This window comes from Frondihabitans cladoniiphilus (genome assembly GCF_039544345.1).
GTDB lineage: Bacteria > Actinomycetota > Actinomycetes > Actinomycetales > Microbacteriaceae > Frondihabitans > Frondihabitans cladoniiphilus.
In genome coordinates this window covers 278,253-293,598 of record NZ_BAABLM010000010.1, presented here as the reverse complement: position 1 = coordinate 293,598, position 15,346 = coordinate 278,253, and the positions used below count along the sequence as shown (strand labels likewise).

At 66.9% G+C, this 15,346-nt stretch carries 11 protein-coding genes; 4 read left to right on the top strand and 7 right to left on the bottom strand.

Annotation, left to right across the window (positions count from 1 at the left end):
• Nucleotides 1-294 precede the first annotated feature (294 nt).
• From ABEA39_RS16815 to ABEA39_RS16805, 3 genes are all read right to left on the bottom strand, one after another.
• Nucleotides 295-2,205, bottom strand: coding sequence for a DUF262 domain-containing protein (locus tag ABEA39_RS16815; RefSeq protein ID WP_345377111.1), 1,911 nt, complete (start codon nucleotides 2,203-2,205; stop codon nucleotides 295-297).
• Between the two features lie 657 nt (nucleotides 2,206-2,862).
• Nucleotides 2,863-3,291, bottom strand: a complete 429-nt coding sequence (locus tag ABEA39_RS16810; RefSeq protein WP_345377110.1) for a BRCT domain-containing protein — start codon at nucleotides 3,289-3,291, stop codon at nucleotides 2,863-2,865.
• Between the two features lie 92 nt (nucleotides 3,292-3,383).
• Entirely contained in the window at nucleotides 3,384-4,013 is a 630-nt protein-coding gene (locus ABEA39_RS16805) for a hypothetical protein (RefSeq protein WP_345377109.1), read from the bottom strand.
• Between the two features lie 534 nt (nucleotides 4,014-4,547).
• Here ABEA39_RS16805 and ABEA39_RS16800 point away from each other — a divergent pair.
• Nucleotides 4,548-4,886, top strand: a complete 339-nt coding sequence (locus ABEA39_RS16800) for a hypothetical protein (RefSeq protein ID WP_345377108.1) — start codon at nucleotides 4,548-4,550, stop codon at nucleotides 4,884-4,886.
• Between the two features lie 103 nt (nucleotides 4,887-4,989).
• On the opposite strand, the gene ABEA39_RS16795 is transcribed toward ABEA39_RS16800, so the two are convergent.
• Nucleotides 4,990-5,274, bottom strand: a complete 285-nt coding sequence (locus ABEA39_RS16795; RefSeq protein WP_345377107.1) for a hypothetical protein — start codon at nucleotides 5,272-5,274, stop codon at nucleotides 4,990-4,992.
• Between the two features lie 403 nt (nucleotides 5,275-5,677).
• Between ABEA39_RS16795 and ABEA39_RS16790 the strand changes: the two genes are divergently transcribed.
• Both ABEA39_RS16790 and ABEA39_RS16785 read left to right on the top strand, forming a co-directional pair.
• Complete coding sequence (locus ABEA39_RS16790; RefSeq protein ID WP_345377106.1) at nucleotides 5,678-6,025, top strand: DUF4234 domain-containing protein; 348 nt, start codon at nucleotides 5,678-5,680, stop codon at nucleotides 6,023-6,025.
• Between the two features lie 155 nt (nucleotides 6,026-6,180).
• The gene (locus ABEA39_RS16785; RefSeq protein WP_345377105.1) at nucleotides 6,181-6,723 is read left to right on the top strand and encodes an HNH endonuclease; all 543 of its coding nucleotides are present in this window, start codon (nucleotides 6,181-6,183) and stop codon (nucleotides 6,721-6,723) included.
• A 152-nt stretch (nucleotides 6,724-6,875) separates the two neighbouring features.
• On the opposite strand, the gene ABEA39_RS16780 is transcribed toward ABEA39_RS16785, so the two are convergent.
• Nucleotides 6,876-9,050 carry a nuclease-related domain-containing DEAD/DEAH box helicase gene (locus ABEA39_RS16780; RefSeq protein ID WP_345377104.1) on the bottom strand — a complete coding sequence of 725 codons (2,175 nt, stop codon included), beginning with the start codon at nucleotides 9,048-9,050 and terminating at the stop codon, nucleotides 6,876-6,878.
• Between the two features lie 255 nt (nucleotides 9,051-9,305).
• Complete coding sequence (locus ABEA39_RS16775; RefSeq protein WP_345377103.1) at nucleotides 9,306-9,872, bottom strand: hypothetical protein; 567 nt, start codon at nucleotides 9,870-9,872, stop codon at nucleotides 9,306-9,308.
• 286 nt (nucleotides 9,873-10,158) lie between these two features.
• Here ABEA39_RS16775 and ABEA39_RS16770 point away from each other — a divergent pair, with 286 nt between their 5' ends.
• Nucleotides 10,159-13,806: a TM0106 family RecB-like putative nuclease gene (locus tag ABEA39_RS16770; RefSeq protein WP_345377102.1), complete on the top strand. Its 3,648-nt coding sequence runs from the start codon at nucleotides 10,159-10,161 to the stop codon at nucleotides 13,804-13,806.
• Nucleotides 13,807-14,177: 371 nt separating this feature from the next.
• Here the strand turns inward: ABEA39_RS16770 and ABEA39_RS16765 are convergent, their stop codons facing one another.
• Nucleotides 14,178-15,329, bottom strand: coding sequence for an ABC transporter substrate-binding protein (locus tag ABEA39_RS16765; protein ID WP_345377101.1), 1,152 nt, complete (start codon nucleotides 15,327-15,329; stop codon nucleotides 14,178-14,180).
• Nucleotides 15,330-15,346: the final 17 nt, after the last annotated feature.

Below are 15,346 nucleotides of genomic sequence, written 5' to 3'. Positions count from 1 at the left end.
AGCCATCCGCTCGGGGGAGTCCGAGGCGACCTTGACGTCGAGCAGGATCTGCTGCTGCGATCCACGCCCGGGTCGGCGAACCGTCGTGTCGAGGCCGATCGTGACCCGGATGAGGCCCTTCTTGGCAGGCTCTCAACTTCCGCACGACAGAGCGAATCAAACTGAATGGCCTTGTCGAGCGGGGCGTGGTCCACCTCCCAGGTTGAGGTGTCCCGACCGCGTTCGGTACGCCCTTCTTGAGCCGCAGGTATGACTTTGGATCGAGTCAGCGCGATGCTCGATCTAGCCGAGCCCCTAGTTGGACGTAACCGACAAGAGGTCGTCAGGGTTCCAGACGCGCTTCGCCAATTCTCGGTAGAGAACGCCGCGCTCAAGGACATCGGCTGCGCGAAACGTCTCGTGAGATTTAAATTCGAGTCCACTTCGCTTTACGAACGATGCAAATCCGGGATTCCTCTCGTAACTCAGCGGGTTGAGGCTCGAGGCCAATAGGTTCTGCCCAAAATAATGGGGAAGTTTTTCCTCGTACGTATCGTCGTTATAGCTCCCGTTGAACGGCTTGGGAAGCAAGAGGAGGGCACCGAAGCGGTTGCGGTGGCGACTGAAGTCGGCCTCGTGAGAAAACTCGTCTGCGTGACGTTCGGGGTGGTTGGCCCAAATGTGCTCGATCTCGTACTGGACTCCGGCGCTGCTTGTCAGCTCGATGTAACTGGAAGCTTGGCCCGATTGAACGGTGACGTAGTCGGTCATCCTTGCCAGCAGATGATGAAGTTGACTTCTGTTTTGCTGATGGACGTATAAGTCATCTCGAGAGTCGAAATTTTCATCGACGCGTATGAGATAGTCCCGCAGGGTGGTCGCGAGCTGGTGGCTTGAGAGTCCGCGTATGTCACGCATTACTGTGAACATGGCGTATTGCATCGTGGAGTATGCCGTTGAACGGGAGTTCCAAATGCGCCAGGCAAGCAAGATGTCGACGAAGCGGCCCACAATTTCAATCTTCTGATCGATGGTGCGCTGATCGTCGCTCGTATTTAGCGGGGCAAGAATCAATTGATTTTGAAGGGTGAAACCAAGATCGGCGTTGTAGCGCACGAAGCGGAGCGGTCCGGTCGCATCGACGCCCGTGGACCCGGCCGCGAGGACACGCGAATATTGAGCCCCGTAGAACTGCATGTCTTCCGCGATAAACCGGTAGTAGGAATCAGGTGTGCCCAGACCCATCTCTGCGTGCGCCTCGCGGAGCCAACGGTGGAACTCCGTTCCGATCCGATCCCAGTCCTCTGCGCGCGCGCCACGGCGTCGCTCCCGAATCTTGGTGGAGTAACGGCTACGGAGCCAAGTTTTGAGGAAGTCGGCACCAGCATCATCTGAGCTGTCGTCCAAGGCCTTGAGGCGGCGTCGCCAGAGCGCGTTTGCACTATCCCGAGGCTTCCCTTCGTCGGTATTGGTGAGTAAATAGCCCTTCAGCATGTCGGCTGGGGTGAGTTTGAGACCCCGGTCGTTCATCGTCTCGAAGATGGCGTATGCATCGTCGTCCGTGAATGCCGTGATCTGCACGAGCTGTACCCGGTCCTTTAGCCAGTCGAGGAAGTACGGCAGCGCTTCGTAACGTAGCTCGTCGGGAAAAAGTGCGTCGAATTCGCCGTATCGCGCAACGAGTACGTGAACCGATTCGGGCGCATCCGCCGGCGGTTCGTATTCGCCGCGTTCGAACAGCGCTTCCATGCACTCGTTCCGATCCGCGACATCGAGGTTGAACGATTTCTCGCCGTACTTTTCAGAGAAAATCATGGGGTCTATGTCCACCTGGTCCTCGCGCCCAAGCTGCAGTCGCCGCAAGTACGTGAGAAACAGGGTCAGGCTGGTGATGCGTTGCTGGCCATCGACGATGAAAGGCTGGCCGCCCTTCTGGGACATGATGACTGCACCTAGGTAATAGCCGGGATAGTGCGCGACATCGCGACGCGTATGAGTCGGACTGTAGATCTGTAAGAATTTGCCAGTTAGATCAGTCACGAGCTCGGCAATTTGCTTCGATTCCCACTTGTACTCGCGCTGGTAGTAGTCGATCGAGTACTTCTTCTTCTCGAGTACCTCGGCCACGGTCTTGGCGACGCCGTCAATAGTCCGGTCCGCGTCGTTCATTAGGGAGTCCCCCAGTTCTGTCGGTTCAATTCGAGGTGGCTGCGGTACGCCTGCCATGGACCGAGCCTAGGTGCTAGGGCTCTCGCGGTTTGCCGTGCGGGATGCCGCGGAGGAGGTCTTCCTGAGCAGTGGAACACATTGGTCCCGAAATGCGAGCGTTTTGGCTGGCAGGCCAGTTGTGCACGACGACTATGCCCCCTCCCGGCTCTCCGTGACTGACGATCGCAATCGAGCTGTCAAACAGATCGGAAATCTGAGGCTCGTAACTGCCTCCTTCAACTGTCATGTATTTAACGGCTCGTGGGCCGCCAAACGAGCCCAATTTGCCAAGCAGAACACTCTTGCTTATGGCGACTCTTTTGGGACAGGACTCGCATCCTCGACCGAGCTATTGAATCGTCTCTCGTTGCGACGAAGATCTGGCTGCCAGCGGACGAACTCCGCCCGTAGAGGCCTCATATCTGCGGTGCCGTCGTCCGCTACGCGGGCACGTCTGCTCTAAACTGCGGATTTTCAGCGCGTCGTTGTGCACATTGGGACGGGAACCTGGGTGAACTTATGTGACCGAACGCAACAAGAGGGCCCAGTTGCGAGCCAATACGCTCATAGGTGAGCAGTTGCGCGAAGGGAGCCAAAATCCCACCGCACTTTTTCTGCGTGTGGTCTCTCCGGCGCGCAGCCGGGACATTCTCGTCCTAGTATCCCCAACAGGCGTCACGTCACCCAACCACCCCCTCGACTGCCCCCTGCCGCGACCGGCACGCCGTAGTCGCGGCCCTTGCGGGCCTTGCCGGAGAGGCTCGTGACGTCGGCGGCGACGAGCAGGGTCGTCTTCTTCGTGGTGCCGGGCCGGACGACGACGCCGCGTGCCAGGAGGAGCTGCTCGAGGTCGTGACGGGGGAGCCACATGTCGCCCGTGAGGACCACCACGTTGCCGGGCTGGAGGTACTGCGCGATGTCGACGGGGGCCGCCTGCAAAGAGTGCAGAGCGGTGGCAGGCCGGGGCGGGAGGGCGGCGAGGAACAGCTCTTCGTCGATGTCCAACATCGCGGCGACAGCCTCGAGCTCACGCAGTTCGAGGTCGGTGAGCTCGGCGGCCTCCTTGACCGTGAGGTAGCCGTCCGAAAGGGCGCGGTCGAGCATCCCCGCGTATCCGGTTTCGGTGTGCCGGTACCTCGTCGGCGAGCAGGACGGCGCGGGGGAGGGTGTGGTCTCGGAGAAAGGGGCGTGACGCGTCAGGGAAGCCAGGGAGTTATCGTGCCGCTGGCTGAGTCGTACCGCACGGTCGCTCCGAAGCGTGAGCCGACCAGCTCGAAGCCGAACTCCGAGCCGTCCGAGCTGACCGAATAGATCACCTGCGTGCCTGCAGGGCCATCCTGCAGAACGCGGCCGGTCGGGAGAGTGATCCTCAGAAGAGTGGGCTCGTGGATGAGCTCCAGAGAAGCCGGCCAGGCGGCGCCGCTCGGGTGGGTAAGGCGGAGGTTCTGCTCCAGGCCGGCGGCGAGAGGTTCGAGTTGCGCGAGCTCTGCGGAAGCCGTGGCGGGTGTGGCGAACAGCGGGGCCGCCGGTGTTGCGACGGGCGCGGGAACCACCGCCGGCGCCGCGGCCGGTGCGGCCGCCGGAGCTGCCGGAACTGCGGCCGGTGACGAGGCGACCGAGACCGGCGCGGCGGCGGCACCCACCGGTTCGGCTCGGTTGATCGTCGACCCCTCGAGGGCGCTGGCGGCGGTCGGGGCCACGTGCGCGAGCGTCAAGGGATTTGCCGGGAGCGTGACTCCGAGCGGCGACATGCCCACGACCAGGTAGGAGTAGAGAAGCGCCGCCGAGCCGATGATGCCGAAGGCGATGCCAAGTTTGCCCCGCACGCGTGTTCCGGAGGGACCGTAGCGGGCGACCTGGAGGGCGCGGGCTCCCGCGATGATTGCGGAGATGCCGACCGTCGAGACGATGTAACCAGTGCTGTGTCCGCTGCCCGGCTGGAGGAATGCGACGGCGAGCGCGCAGAGTCCGAGAACGAGAGCCAGGGCTCCGGTCGGCCGGCGGCGAGCTGTCGGGCTTCGTGTGGGCGGGTACCGTCCCGGCGAGCGGCTTGCGGCACCGCCGAAATCCCCGGGCGTCCAGTCCCTCGGCCCTGGTCCTGCTAGTGGCATTTCTCCATCCCCCCGGACCATGTTGTTCGGTCCACAGACCATCGTGGCGGGGCCGGTGGTCGCGGGGGAGTCCCCAGACCGGGGGCGAGCCTTCGGGTCTGTCGGCGGTGCGGTCTACCTTTGAGGCATGAGCGCTTTCGTCCCTGACGCCACCGCCTCCTTCCGTGCCCTCGGGCGAGATGTCCAAGCGACTTCGGTCGTGCTACCGAGAGATTCCTCTCGGCTGACATCCCTTTGGAAGGAACAGAAATGCAGTTCTACAACCTGAACATCGAGTTCGAAAAACGTGATCTCTCCGAGCAGGAGATCGACGAGATGTACGACAACCCGATCAGGAGCGAGCTCCATGGCGCTCTGGGCGTCAATCCCGACGGTTGGGTCGAGCTGACGGCCACGGTCGAAGCATCGGGCATGGTGGCAGCCATGGCCACAGCCCTGGATCGCGTCTCGGATCTGACCGCGTGGCAGGTGAGATTCGCGGACGTCATGACGACGATCGACTTCGACAAGAAGTGGGGTCTCGACGAGATGCCGTTCCGACGCTACCCGAAGAAGCCTTGGCTGCGTCGGCTCCTGACGCGGTCGTAGCTGCTTCTTGTGCGCGGCTGCGCCGGCCATTCGTGCCGGCGTGGCCGCGTCGTCGCCTGTGCAGTGGAAATTGGCGTGTTCTTCCGACGCGCGTCGCGTGCTGTCAGCGGCTGGTGCCAGCGACGAGGCCAGAGAAGACGAGCAGGCCGAAGACCGTGATGGGGATCGGCAGGAGTCCGCAGATGATGCCCCACACGGCCGAAGACTTACGGTATCCACCGATTCGGTTAGCAGTGCCGATGCCGATGCAGCCGAAGATGATGGCGAGGAGAGCCGGGAGCCAACACAGGAACGGGCCGACGAGCGGGATCAGGGCGAGCGCAGCGCTCACGATGCCGAGGACAAGCGACGCTACCGCCAGGCCGTTCGTGACGGGCCGGGGAGCCATCTGCACAGTGAACGACGCCGACCCGCTGAAGCTGGATCCGTAGGGCGGGACCGGGGGCGGGTTGTAGGGGAGCGGTTGTGGGGCGACTGGTCCTCTCGGGCCGCCGCCGCGCATCCCACGCTCATCTGCCGAGTGCCCTGCAGCCGAATTCGGCGACCAGTCTCGGGGCCCCTTGCCTGCCAACGCCATGAATCGATCCTCCCCGGACCGCTTCGTTCGGCCCCCGTGTCCATGGTGGCCGAGCGGGTCGCCGGGTCACCATCCCCAGGGGAGGGGGCACCGGGCAAGCGCGGGATCTGCGGAGAGGGCGCGTCGTCAGCACGGCTGGCACCGGCCCCGCCCGCCACGTGGTCACCCGAAGTGGGGCGCGTGGACCCATCGGCCCGAACGCTAGCTTTCAGCAATGACGAATTATCTTCACCTTAAGCGTCGGTCCGCCGTCGCCGTTTTCTTCCTCCAAGTCATCACGATCGGCATCTACTCCATCGTGTGGCTCGCGAAGACCCGCGGCGAGGTGAACCGGAGCGGTGCCCGGGCGATCACCACGTGGTGGATCCTCTGCCCGTTCGGCGTCTTCTGGTACCTCTGGTCACTTGCCAAGGGCATCAGTGTTGCCACGGGCCTCGGTACCGGAGGCAACTACGCCCTTCTCCTCCTGCTCGGCAACCTCGGGGCAGCCATCGTGCAGGCGCGCATCAACGATCGCATCGCCGTTCCGTTCGTCGCCTCCGGCGTTCCTGCCGTTGCCTGACCCGACCTGAGCCGATTGGGGGTGGGCGAGGGGGATGCCCCGGACCCGCCCCTTTGTCGTGGACACCTCAATCGTGTCCCACGATCGGGGTCCTAGACCGAACGAACCGACCTGGATACCGTCGAAGGATCAGGTCACGAGAGGGAGGGCTCGCCTTGTTGCGTCGCGCCGAGAACATCAGAATTACCCACAAGACCGGACTTTTCAGCAAGAAGGGCCCGGTATCGCTGTGGATCGGTAAGAAGGAAGTCATTCCGTTTCGGAAGATTCCGAAAGATCAGTTTGCAGGCTGGATCGCTGCCTCGAATGAACAGCCGGTACTCCTTGGCAAATCCGGAGACAGGAACTACTGGCTCTTTCAAGGCCAGTGGCATTGGGACAACGACGGGCTCTCCGCCGATCAAATTCATGCGCTGATCGTGACGCGAACCCAGCGTCGCGATGCAACGATCAGGCGCGCACAAACGATGGTGGCGATGGCCCAGGAGCCCGTCGCGAGCCGACGCGGCGCCATTCCCGGCGACCTTCGACAGCTCGTGTGGCAGAGGGATCGAGGTCAGTGCCGGCAATGCGGGAGCAACACCGAGTTGCAGATGGATCACATCATCCCCATCGCCTACGGCGGCGCGACGAACGAAGACAATCTTCAAATCCTTTGCGGGCCGTGCAATCGTCGGAAGGGCGCAAGCGTCGCCTGACGCCGGTCCGAGTGGTCGCACCCGATCAGGGGGGATACGTGCCCGGGACCGGCGGAGCAGGCGCGGCCTGCGCAGGAAAATCGGCACGGAACGGGCCCGCAGCGCGGGTTTTGTGCCGAAATTCCTTTGGAAGCCAGCGCGAGCGCCAGCGCCTACCGCACCCCCACCCACAGCCCGTCGCGCGCCCGCGTCATCGCCACGTAGAGCTCGCGCCGCGACAGCTCGAGCTTCTCCAGGTCGCTGGGGGAGAGCACCTCGGGGTTGGGGCGACGGAGGGTCTGGCGGTCGAGACGCGAGACCAGGACCTGCTTGAACTCGAGGCCCTTCGAGCGCTTGATGGTGCCGACCTTGACCGCCGCGACGGGGGTGCCGTCGTAGCCGGCGAGGTCGAGGTAGGGCACCTCGGCACGCTGCAGGAGTGCCACCGTGGCCGCGAGCTGCCACGTCGTAGCGGCGAGGATGGCGATGTCGCCGAGCCGTGCATCCCCGTTTCGGAGGATCTCGCGGAGCCGCTCGAGCAGCGCCTCGTCGTGAGCGCTGTTGCTGGAGAAGGTGCGGAGCTCGGGGGTGGGGCCCGTCCGGGAGACGGTGGCCACGGCATCCCGCCCGCTCGCCCCGCCCTCGATGTCGCCGAACTCGTCGCCGTCGACGACCGCATTGGCGAAGTCCAGGATCTCGGCCGTGTTGCGGTGATTGACGGTCATCACGACACCGCGGCCGGCCAGCGAGATGCCGAGCTCGCCGAGGGTGTAACCGCCGGGATAGATGGTCTGCTGGCCGTCGCCGATCAGGGTGAGTCCGTCGGGGCGGTCGCCGACGAGGCCGTGAAGCAGGTCGACCATGGCGGCCGACAGGTCTTGCGCCTCGTCGATGAGCACCGCGTCGTAGTCGGTGACGGGGGATGCACGGAGCGAGTCCCGCGCGAGAAGCACGATGTCCTCGAAGTCGGTGATGCCCCGACGGCGAAGGCCCTCGGTGTAGGCGACGAAGAGGTCCCAGACGGCTTGACGCTGGTCGATCGTGACGCGGTGCCGGCGCCCGACTCGGGCGAGGTCGGCGTAGGCGTCGAACGTGGTGATGCCGCGGCCCTTGATCACCTTCGTGATCTCCTCGTGCCAGTAGCTCCTCGTCAGGCCGCCCTTGGTGAGGGGACCGGAGCCCTCGAGCCGCGACCAGGCGTCGTCGAACGCGGCAGTCGCGCCCATCGGGTCGATGCGATGCGGGATGCCGCGCTGCCGGAGCAGGTCGACAGCGAACCCGTGCACGTGGACGAACTCGACCCGGTCGGCGACTTCCGGAGCCAGACGGGCGAGGAGGGTCGCGAGCACCGGCGGCAGGGTCTTCACGTAGGTGGTGAAGAGGATCCGGCGAGGCCGGCTGAGCTGGTGCGCCAGATACGCCGCGCGATGGAGTCCGACGACGGTCTTGCCGGTGCCCGCCGCGCCGCGGATTCGAGCGGGGCCGTTGAAGCTGCGGCGCACGAGCTTGGCCTGGGCGGGGTCGAGGAAGGCCATCCACTCCTCGATCGGAGCGGCGAGCAGGGCCTCGAGGAGCGCCTGGTCGACATCGGCTTCGAGGGTCGCTTCGGGTTCGGCGGTTTCGGCGCGGCCGTCTGCGGGGCCGTGGGCGGCATCGGCGCCGAAGCCCGGGGCGGTGCTCGGGTCGAACCCCGGCTCGCGGGGGAGGACCGGTTCGAGGAGGGTCGGGTCGTGCATCCCACGGGCTTGCGGGGTCGTCGACTCGTCGAGCACGGGGAAGTAGTCGGCGAGCCGAAGCAGGAGCCGATTGACCTGGGTCGGCGTGAGGCGGTGCCCGCGGCGGGTGAGGTGGCGGAGGACGTCGTGCTCGCCGACGACGTCGACCGAGTCGACGCGGTGTGCGAAGCCGCTGCGTCCGGCCAGGACGGCCACGGCGTGGACCTCTCCGGGCGCGAGGCCGAGTTCGGCGAGGACGTCTTCGGTCTTCCAGGCGAGGTCGGCCAGTCGGTCGAGGTCGTCGGCGGCGTCGGCCTGCCCGTGGAACAGCCGGCCACCCTGCACGCTGACGTCGGCCCAGGCCTTGGTGTCGACGATGAACACGCCCGACTCGCCCACCACGACGAGATCGACCTGCGCGGTCTTGCTGCCCGGCCAGCCGCGATCGGCGAGGAGATGGAATCCGTGGGATGCGAGGGGCGCGAGCCGGTCGACCACCCGCCGCTCGGTGATGCTCGCCAGGCCGAAGCGGGCGGCGCGTTGCCGAGCGTCGTAGCTCTGCCGGTCGAGCTGCTCGACCAGCGCGAGCTGTCGCGCCTGCTCGCGCGCGGCGGATCCGCCTGCGATGGTCACGTCGTCTCCCCGGTCGTCACGGTTTCTCTCGTCGTGGTGCATGCCGGTCGGAGGGGTTCGGCTGGTGATTCGAGCAGCGTGCGTCGGCACGGTGCGCGCGATGTGCGGATCATCTCCTCCGGTCAGGCGTTGATCTGCCTGATCAGATTCGCAGGCGGGCGGCCCACTGCGGAACGCCCACTAGGGGTGATCCCACAAGGGGTGACAGTAACCCTTCAGTTCGAGGCGGGCCCGAGTCTTCGGGCAATCCGCAGGTCACCCTGTCGCTGCGTCGAGGGCGAGCGCGAAGTGCATCGAAGGGACGTCGCGCCACGTCGCCGCAGAGACGACGAGACAGGACGGGCTGACGCGAGAGGCGAAGGGTGTCGCGATGGGCAGGATGGTCACAGCGAACAGGCCCGCGTGCCACGCGTCGATGAGAGCTCTCGAGATGGCCGGACCGACCGTCAGATCAGTTGCCTCGTCGATCGCCGCCAACCACCGTTCATAGGCGGCGGCGTCGAAGGAGTCGCCATGGACGTCGCGCCACCGTGGGCGACGGAGGAGTCGGTCCTTTCGGAGTGCTTCATGCAGGTCCGGTGCCGCGACGACTTCTCCGGGGTGGCGTTGTGTCGCCAGCTCGTCGAGGCGTGTCAGCCAATGAGCGTCCCAGTCGTCGGCTTGGGGTGTCTGCCGCGAGCCACCGGACGTCGGCACGAGCCATGAATCTGGTGACGGCGCCAGCTTTTCTGGGACGTCGCGACCGGACCGGATGCCCAGCGTCGAACGGGCGAACAAGAGTGGAAGGAGGACAGGATCGAGGTGCTCGAAATAGACGACCATGTCGGGCGGCCACTCATCTCGCGTCGGTGCGCTATCGGAATGCACTGGGGTCGTCCTCCTTGCCGTGATTGGGGGCCTTGATCGACACAGGAAATAATTAACCACTTCAGATTGTCAATGAAGAATGTTGGTATATCAGATTGCCTAATTGTGGGTGGCTGGTTGGGCGCGCCGTGGGTCCCACGGCCGACCCGTTGGTGGAGACGGGGGTGCTCGGATGTCGGAGGGTGGCGCTAGTTTCGGTGGCACCGCAGAGCGCGGCACGAGCATCCACCGGGGGGCCTTTTTGTACGTTGACGGAGACCACGTCGTCACCAGCCCGTCCGACTTGAGCACCTGGGCGGCGTGCGAGTGGGCGTTCGTGCGCCGGCTCGACGCGAAGCTGGGGCGGATCGAGGCGGTGGCCGTCGACGAAGACGACATGCTGAAGCGCACGGCCGTGCTGGGCATCGCGCACGAAGAGCGGTATCTCGAGGGGCTGCGGGCACGGTACGGGGCCGAGCGCATCGTCGAGTTCACTGATCGGCCCTCGCCCTCGCAGTACCGCGAGGCCGCGGAAGCCGCCCGAGCGGCCATGGAACGCGGCGTCGACGTGCTCTACCAGGCCACCTTCTTCGACGGATGGTTCCTCGGCTTCTCCGACTTCCTCATCCGCAACGACGCCGGCGCGTACGAGGTGTACGACACCAAGCTCGCCCGGCACGCCAAGATCCCCGCCCTGCTGCAGCTCGCGGGCTACGCCGAGCAGATCGCCGCCCTGGGGCTGCCCGTGGGCGACCGCGTGCACCTCGTGCTGGGCGACAACTCCGTCTCCTCCCACGACCTCCGCGACCTGCTGCCGGTCTACCGGGTGCAGCTGGCCCGATTGCGCGGGATGCTCGCTGCCCGACTCACCGCGTCAGGCGCCGTCGAATGGGGCGACCCCGGTTTCGCCGCCTGCGGCCGGTGCACCGCCTGCACTGCCGAAGTCGAGAAGCACCGCGACCTCGTGCTCGTCGCCGGCATGCGGCTCGATCAGCGGTCTCGGCTGGTCGATGCGGGCATCACCACCATCGACGACCTCGCCGCCTCGACAGGGCCGGTCGACGGGCTCAGCAACTCGGTCCTGACGAAGCTGCGGCGGCAGGCCGCTGCGCAGATCGCGACGTCCTCGGGCGCCGGCGGTGCTGTCGCGGGTGGTGCTGTTGCGGGCGGCGTTGTCGCGGGTGGCGCTGGTGCGGGTGGCGCTGCTTCGAGCGGCGCGCCCGCCTACGAGGTGCTCGACGCCCGCGCTCTCGGCGCCATCCCGCCACCCGACGACGGAGACCTCTTCTTCGACTTCGAGGGCGACCCGCTCTATACGGAGGACAACGAGACCTGGGGGCTCGACTACCTGTTCGGGTCGGTCGAGGCCGACGAGACGTTCGTGCCGTTCTGGGCGTACGACCTCGCGGCGGAGCGGCAGGCGCTGATCGACTTCCTCGCCTACGTCGGCGCTCGCCGTGCCGCGCACCCGGGCATGCACGTCTACCACTACGCCTCGTACGAACGGACGCACCTGCTCTCGCTCGCCGCCCGGCACGGTGTCGGTGAAGAGCAGGTCGACGAGCTGCTGCGCGACAACGTCCTCGTCGACCTCTATCCGATCGTCCGGCAGGGGCTCGTAATCGGGTCCCACAGCTACTCCCTGAAGAAGCTCGAACCCCTCTACATGGACACCACCCGCGCCGGCTACGACGTGGCGAATGCGGCCGACAGCATCCAGGCGTACGTGGATGCCCGAGCCGAACAGGTCGACGGCGACCCGGTGCTCGGGCAACGCATGCTCGACCAGGTCGGCGCGTACAACGAGTACGACTGCGTGTCGACGCTGCGCTTGCGCGACTGGCTGCTCGAGGTGCGGGCGTCGGCGGCGGTCGAGGGGCCCGGCGCTTCAGGCGTGGGTTCCTCCGGCTCGGACGGTTCCGGACCCGGCGCGTTCGGTCAGGCGCTGCTCGACCTCGACCGGGACGTCATCGAGCGGATCGTCCGCGAACCCGACCCCGTGTACGTCGGGCTGATGGCGCACCTCGAGGGCGTCGACGCTCTCGATCGGACCCCCGATCAGACCGCCATCGCGTTGGCTGCGGCCGCGATCGACTATCACCGCCGCGAGGAGAAGAGCTACTGGCAGGAGCACTTCGCCCGCCTCCGCGACCCGATCGACGAGTTCGCCGACACCAAGGACGTGTTCGTCGTCGAGCGCGCCTCCGTCGAACGCGACTGGACCGCTCCGGTCGGTCGGGCTCGCACCTGGTCGCGCGAACTACGGCTGTCACTGCGTCCCGCGCCCGGCAGCAAGCTCAAGGCGGGTGGTCCGATCGGGCCGCTGCTGTACGAGTTCCCGGCGCCGCTCGGCCTGCGCGATGCCGGCTACGGGTCCCGCGGCTACACCTCCCGCGTCTCGCTCGACGACGTCGAGACGACCCCCACCGGCTTCGAGGTGTTGGTCACTGAGAAGGTACCTGCCGAAGAAGACGCCTACGATGCCCTGCCCGTCGTGCTGGGGCCGGCAGCGCCGCCGCGTGCCGCTCCGCAACCGGAGGCGATCTCGGAGTGGGGCTCGCGGCTGCTCGACGCCCTCGACGAGGGGGCGGCCGAGTTGCCCGCCGACCCGGCGCTCGACCTCCTCCGCCGAGTGCCGCCGCGAGGAGCGATCGCGCCCATCCTCGACGACGACACGATCGACGCGGTGGTCACGACGCTGCTGGGGCTCGACCACTCGTCGCTCGCGGTGCAGGGGCCACCCGGCACGGGCAAGACGTACGTCGGATCCCGCGTCATCGCCCGGCTCGTGAAAGAACACGGCTGGAGGATCGGCGTCGTCGCGCAGTCGCACGCCGCCGTCGAGAATGTCCTCGACGCGGTCGTCGCCGCGGGGCTCGCGCCCGAACGGGTCGGCAAAGAGCCCAAAGACCCCGCGACCTTCGCGGGGGAGTGGACGCCGCTCGCCAAGGGCAAAGCCGGAGGGCTCGCCGACTTCACGGCGCAGAGCGGCGGGTTCGTCGTCGGCGGCACCGCCTGGACCTTCGCGAACGCCACCAAGTTCGCGCGTCGCTCCCTCGACCTGCTCGTCGTCGAGGAGGCCGGGCAGTTCTCTCTCGCGCCGACGATCGCGGCTTCGGTGGCCGCCACGCGCATCCTCCTTCTCGGAGATCCTCAGCAGTTGCCGCAGGTCAGTCAGGGCACCCACCCCGAGCCTGTCGACCAGTCCGCCCTCGGTTGGCTCGCCGACGGTCACGACGTGCTGCCGCCCGAGTTCGGCTACTTCCTCGCCCACACGCGGCGCATGCACGCCGCCGTCTGCGAGCCCGTGTCGCAGCTCTCGTACGCGGGCGAACTGTCGTCCATCGCGCCCGCACGCTCGCTCGCGGGGGTCGAACCGGGGCTGCACGTCGTGCCGGTCGAGCACCGGCACAACACGACGTCGTCGGTGGAGGAGGCGGCGCAGGTCGTGACGATCGCGCTCGACCTGATGGGGCGCCCGTGGTCGTCGTCCCCGACGTCGCCGCCCCGGCCGCTCGAGCCCGGCGACGTGATCGTCGTGGCGCCGTACAACGCCCAGGTCGGGTTGCTGCGCGAGGCGCTCGACGCGGTCGGGCTGGGGGAGACCCAGGTCGGCACGGTCGACATGTTCCAGGGGCGCGAAGCCGCGGTCGCGATCGTCTCCCTCGCTGCGTCGTCGGCGGCCGACATCCCGCGCGGCCTCGAGTTCCTGCTCATGCCGAACCGACTCAACGTGGCCATCTCGCGTGCGCAGTGGGCCGCCTACCTCGTCGCCTCGCCCGGGCTCGCATCCGGGCTGCCGCGGTCGGTGGGCGAGCTGCGGCTGCTCAGTGGCTACCTGCGTTTGCTCGACGGGGCGGTTGCCGCAGGGCCAGAGACGGCCACGCGGGATGCCCTTGCCGCGGTCTAGCTGACCCGTGTCGTTCGCGCCCCACCTCCCGCAGGCTCTGCGCGTCGCGTCGGTGGGGCGGGCTCGTGCGGCCTGAAGAGAGGTGAGGTTCGTTTTTCGCTGATTGACTCCGGAGTCAATCAACGAAAAACGATCGTGCGTGCCCGGTCCCTTGCGCTCGGGCGGACTGCGAGACGTCGAGCGATGGGGCGCCGATCGAACCAGACGCCGAACGGTCAACGAGACGTGCCGCGGCGCGTCTCGTTGACCGTCATACGTCGCGCGGCTACCCGCGCGACCCGCGCGACCCGCGCGACCCGCGCGACCCGCGCGACCCGCGCGACCCGCGCGACCCGCGCGACCCGCGCGACCCGCGCGACCCGCGCATCCCCCTACGACGCGCTCGTCGGCAGCGTCACGATCAGGTCCGGGTTCTCCTTGTAGACCTCCTCGAGAAGGGTCAGGTCGAACAGCTTCGAGGCGGTCAGCGAGGTGCCGAGCTCCTTCAAGGCTTTGATGTTGCCGGCGACGAGGGAGTCGGTCATCGTGAAGAGGCCGTGCTTGTTGGTGTCGGCGGTCGACATGAGGGCGACCTGGGCCTTGGCCTCGTCGGTGGCCGAGCCGATCGCGAGGTTCTGGTCCTTGCCGTACTTGTCGACGGCGAAACCGGCGCCCTTGGCGGGGTCCTTGACGGCGTCCGCCCAGCCCTGCGCCTCCGCCTTCAGGAACGCCTTCAGCTCGTCGCGCTTGTTGGCGATCGTGTCGGTGAGCACGACGAAGCAGTCGCCCACGAGCGGCTGGCCGTAGTCGGAGAACTCCAGCAGCACGGGCGTGTAGCCGTCGGCCTTGGCGAGCAGGGGCTCGTTGGTCGAGAACGACAGGAAGCAGTCGACCTTGCCGGCGATGAGCGGCGCGATGTCGTACTGCACCGTCACGCCGTTGATGTCGGTCGGCTTGAGGCCGTTGGCCGCGAGGAACGCGTTCACCTGGTCGCCCGCACCCGCCTGGATGCCGACGTTCTTGCCCTTCAGATCGGCGGGCTTGCGGATCGGCGTCTTCTCGGCGAGCGACAGGAAGCACGACGGGTTCCGCACGAAGTGGGCGCCGATCACCTTGACCGCCGCTCCCTGGGCGATCGACGACGCGGGCTCCTGGATCGACGCGGCGATGCCGACCAGCGCCTGACCGGCGAGCACGTCGGAGGTGGGCGTCGTCTGGCCGCCGCCGGCGAGCAAGGTGACGCCTGTGAATCCCGCCTTCGTGTAGTAGCCGTTCTCGACGGCGAAGTACTCGCCGGCGAACTCGCTGTTCTTGATCCAGCTCAGTGCGACCGAGATGGTGCCGAACGCGCCGGCCTTGGCGGTGGCGCCGGCGGCGGCCGACGAACCGGACGAGGACGAGCCGGACGACGAGCCCGAGCCCGAGTCGGTCGAGCAGGCCGCCAGCAGCAGGCCGGCTCCGGCGACGGTTCCGCCGGCTCCGATCAGGCGCAGGAACCCGCGGCGGTCGAGAACGGACGAGGTCAGGGAAGAGCGATCGGGCACGGGGTTCTCCTGGGGGA

Coding starts and splice junctions, on each gene's coding strand:
- ABEA39_RS16815 (WP_345377111.1), bottom strand. CDS start 2,205: ATGGCAGGCGTACCGCAGCCACCTCGAATTGAACCGACAGAACTGGGG.
- ABEA39_RS16810 (WP_345377110.1), bottom strand. CDS start 3,291: ATGCTCGACCGCGCCCTTTCGGACGGCTACCTCACGGTCAAGGAGGCC.
- ABEA39_RS16800 (WP_345377108.1), top strand. CDS start 4,548: ATGCAGTTCTACAACCTGAACATCGAGTTCGAAAAACGTGATCTCTCC.
- ABEA39_RS16795 (WP_345377107.1), bottom strand. CDS start 5,274: ATGGCTCCCCGGCCCGTCACGAACGGCCTGGCGGTAGCGTCGCTTGTC.
- ABEA39_RS16790 (WP_345377106.1), top strand. CDS start 5,678: ATGACGAATTATCTTCACCTTAAGCGTCGGTCCGCCGTCGCCGTTTTC.
- ABEA39_RS16775 (WP_345377103.1), bottom strand. CDS start 9,872: ATGGTCGTCTATTTCGAGCACCTCGATCCTGTCCTCCTTCCACTCTTG.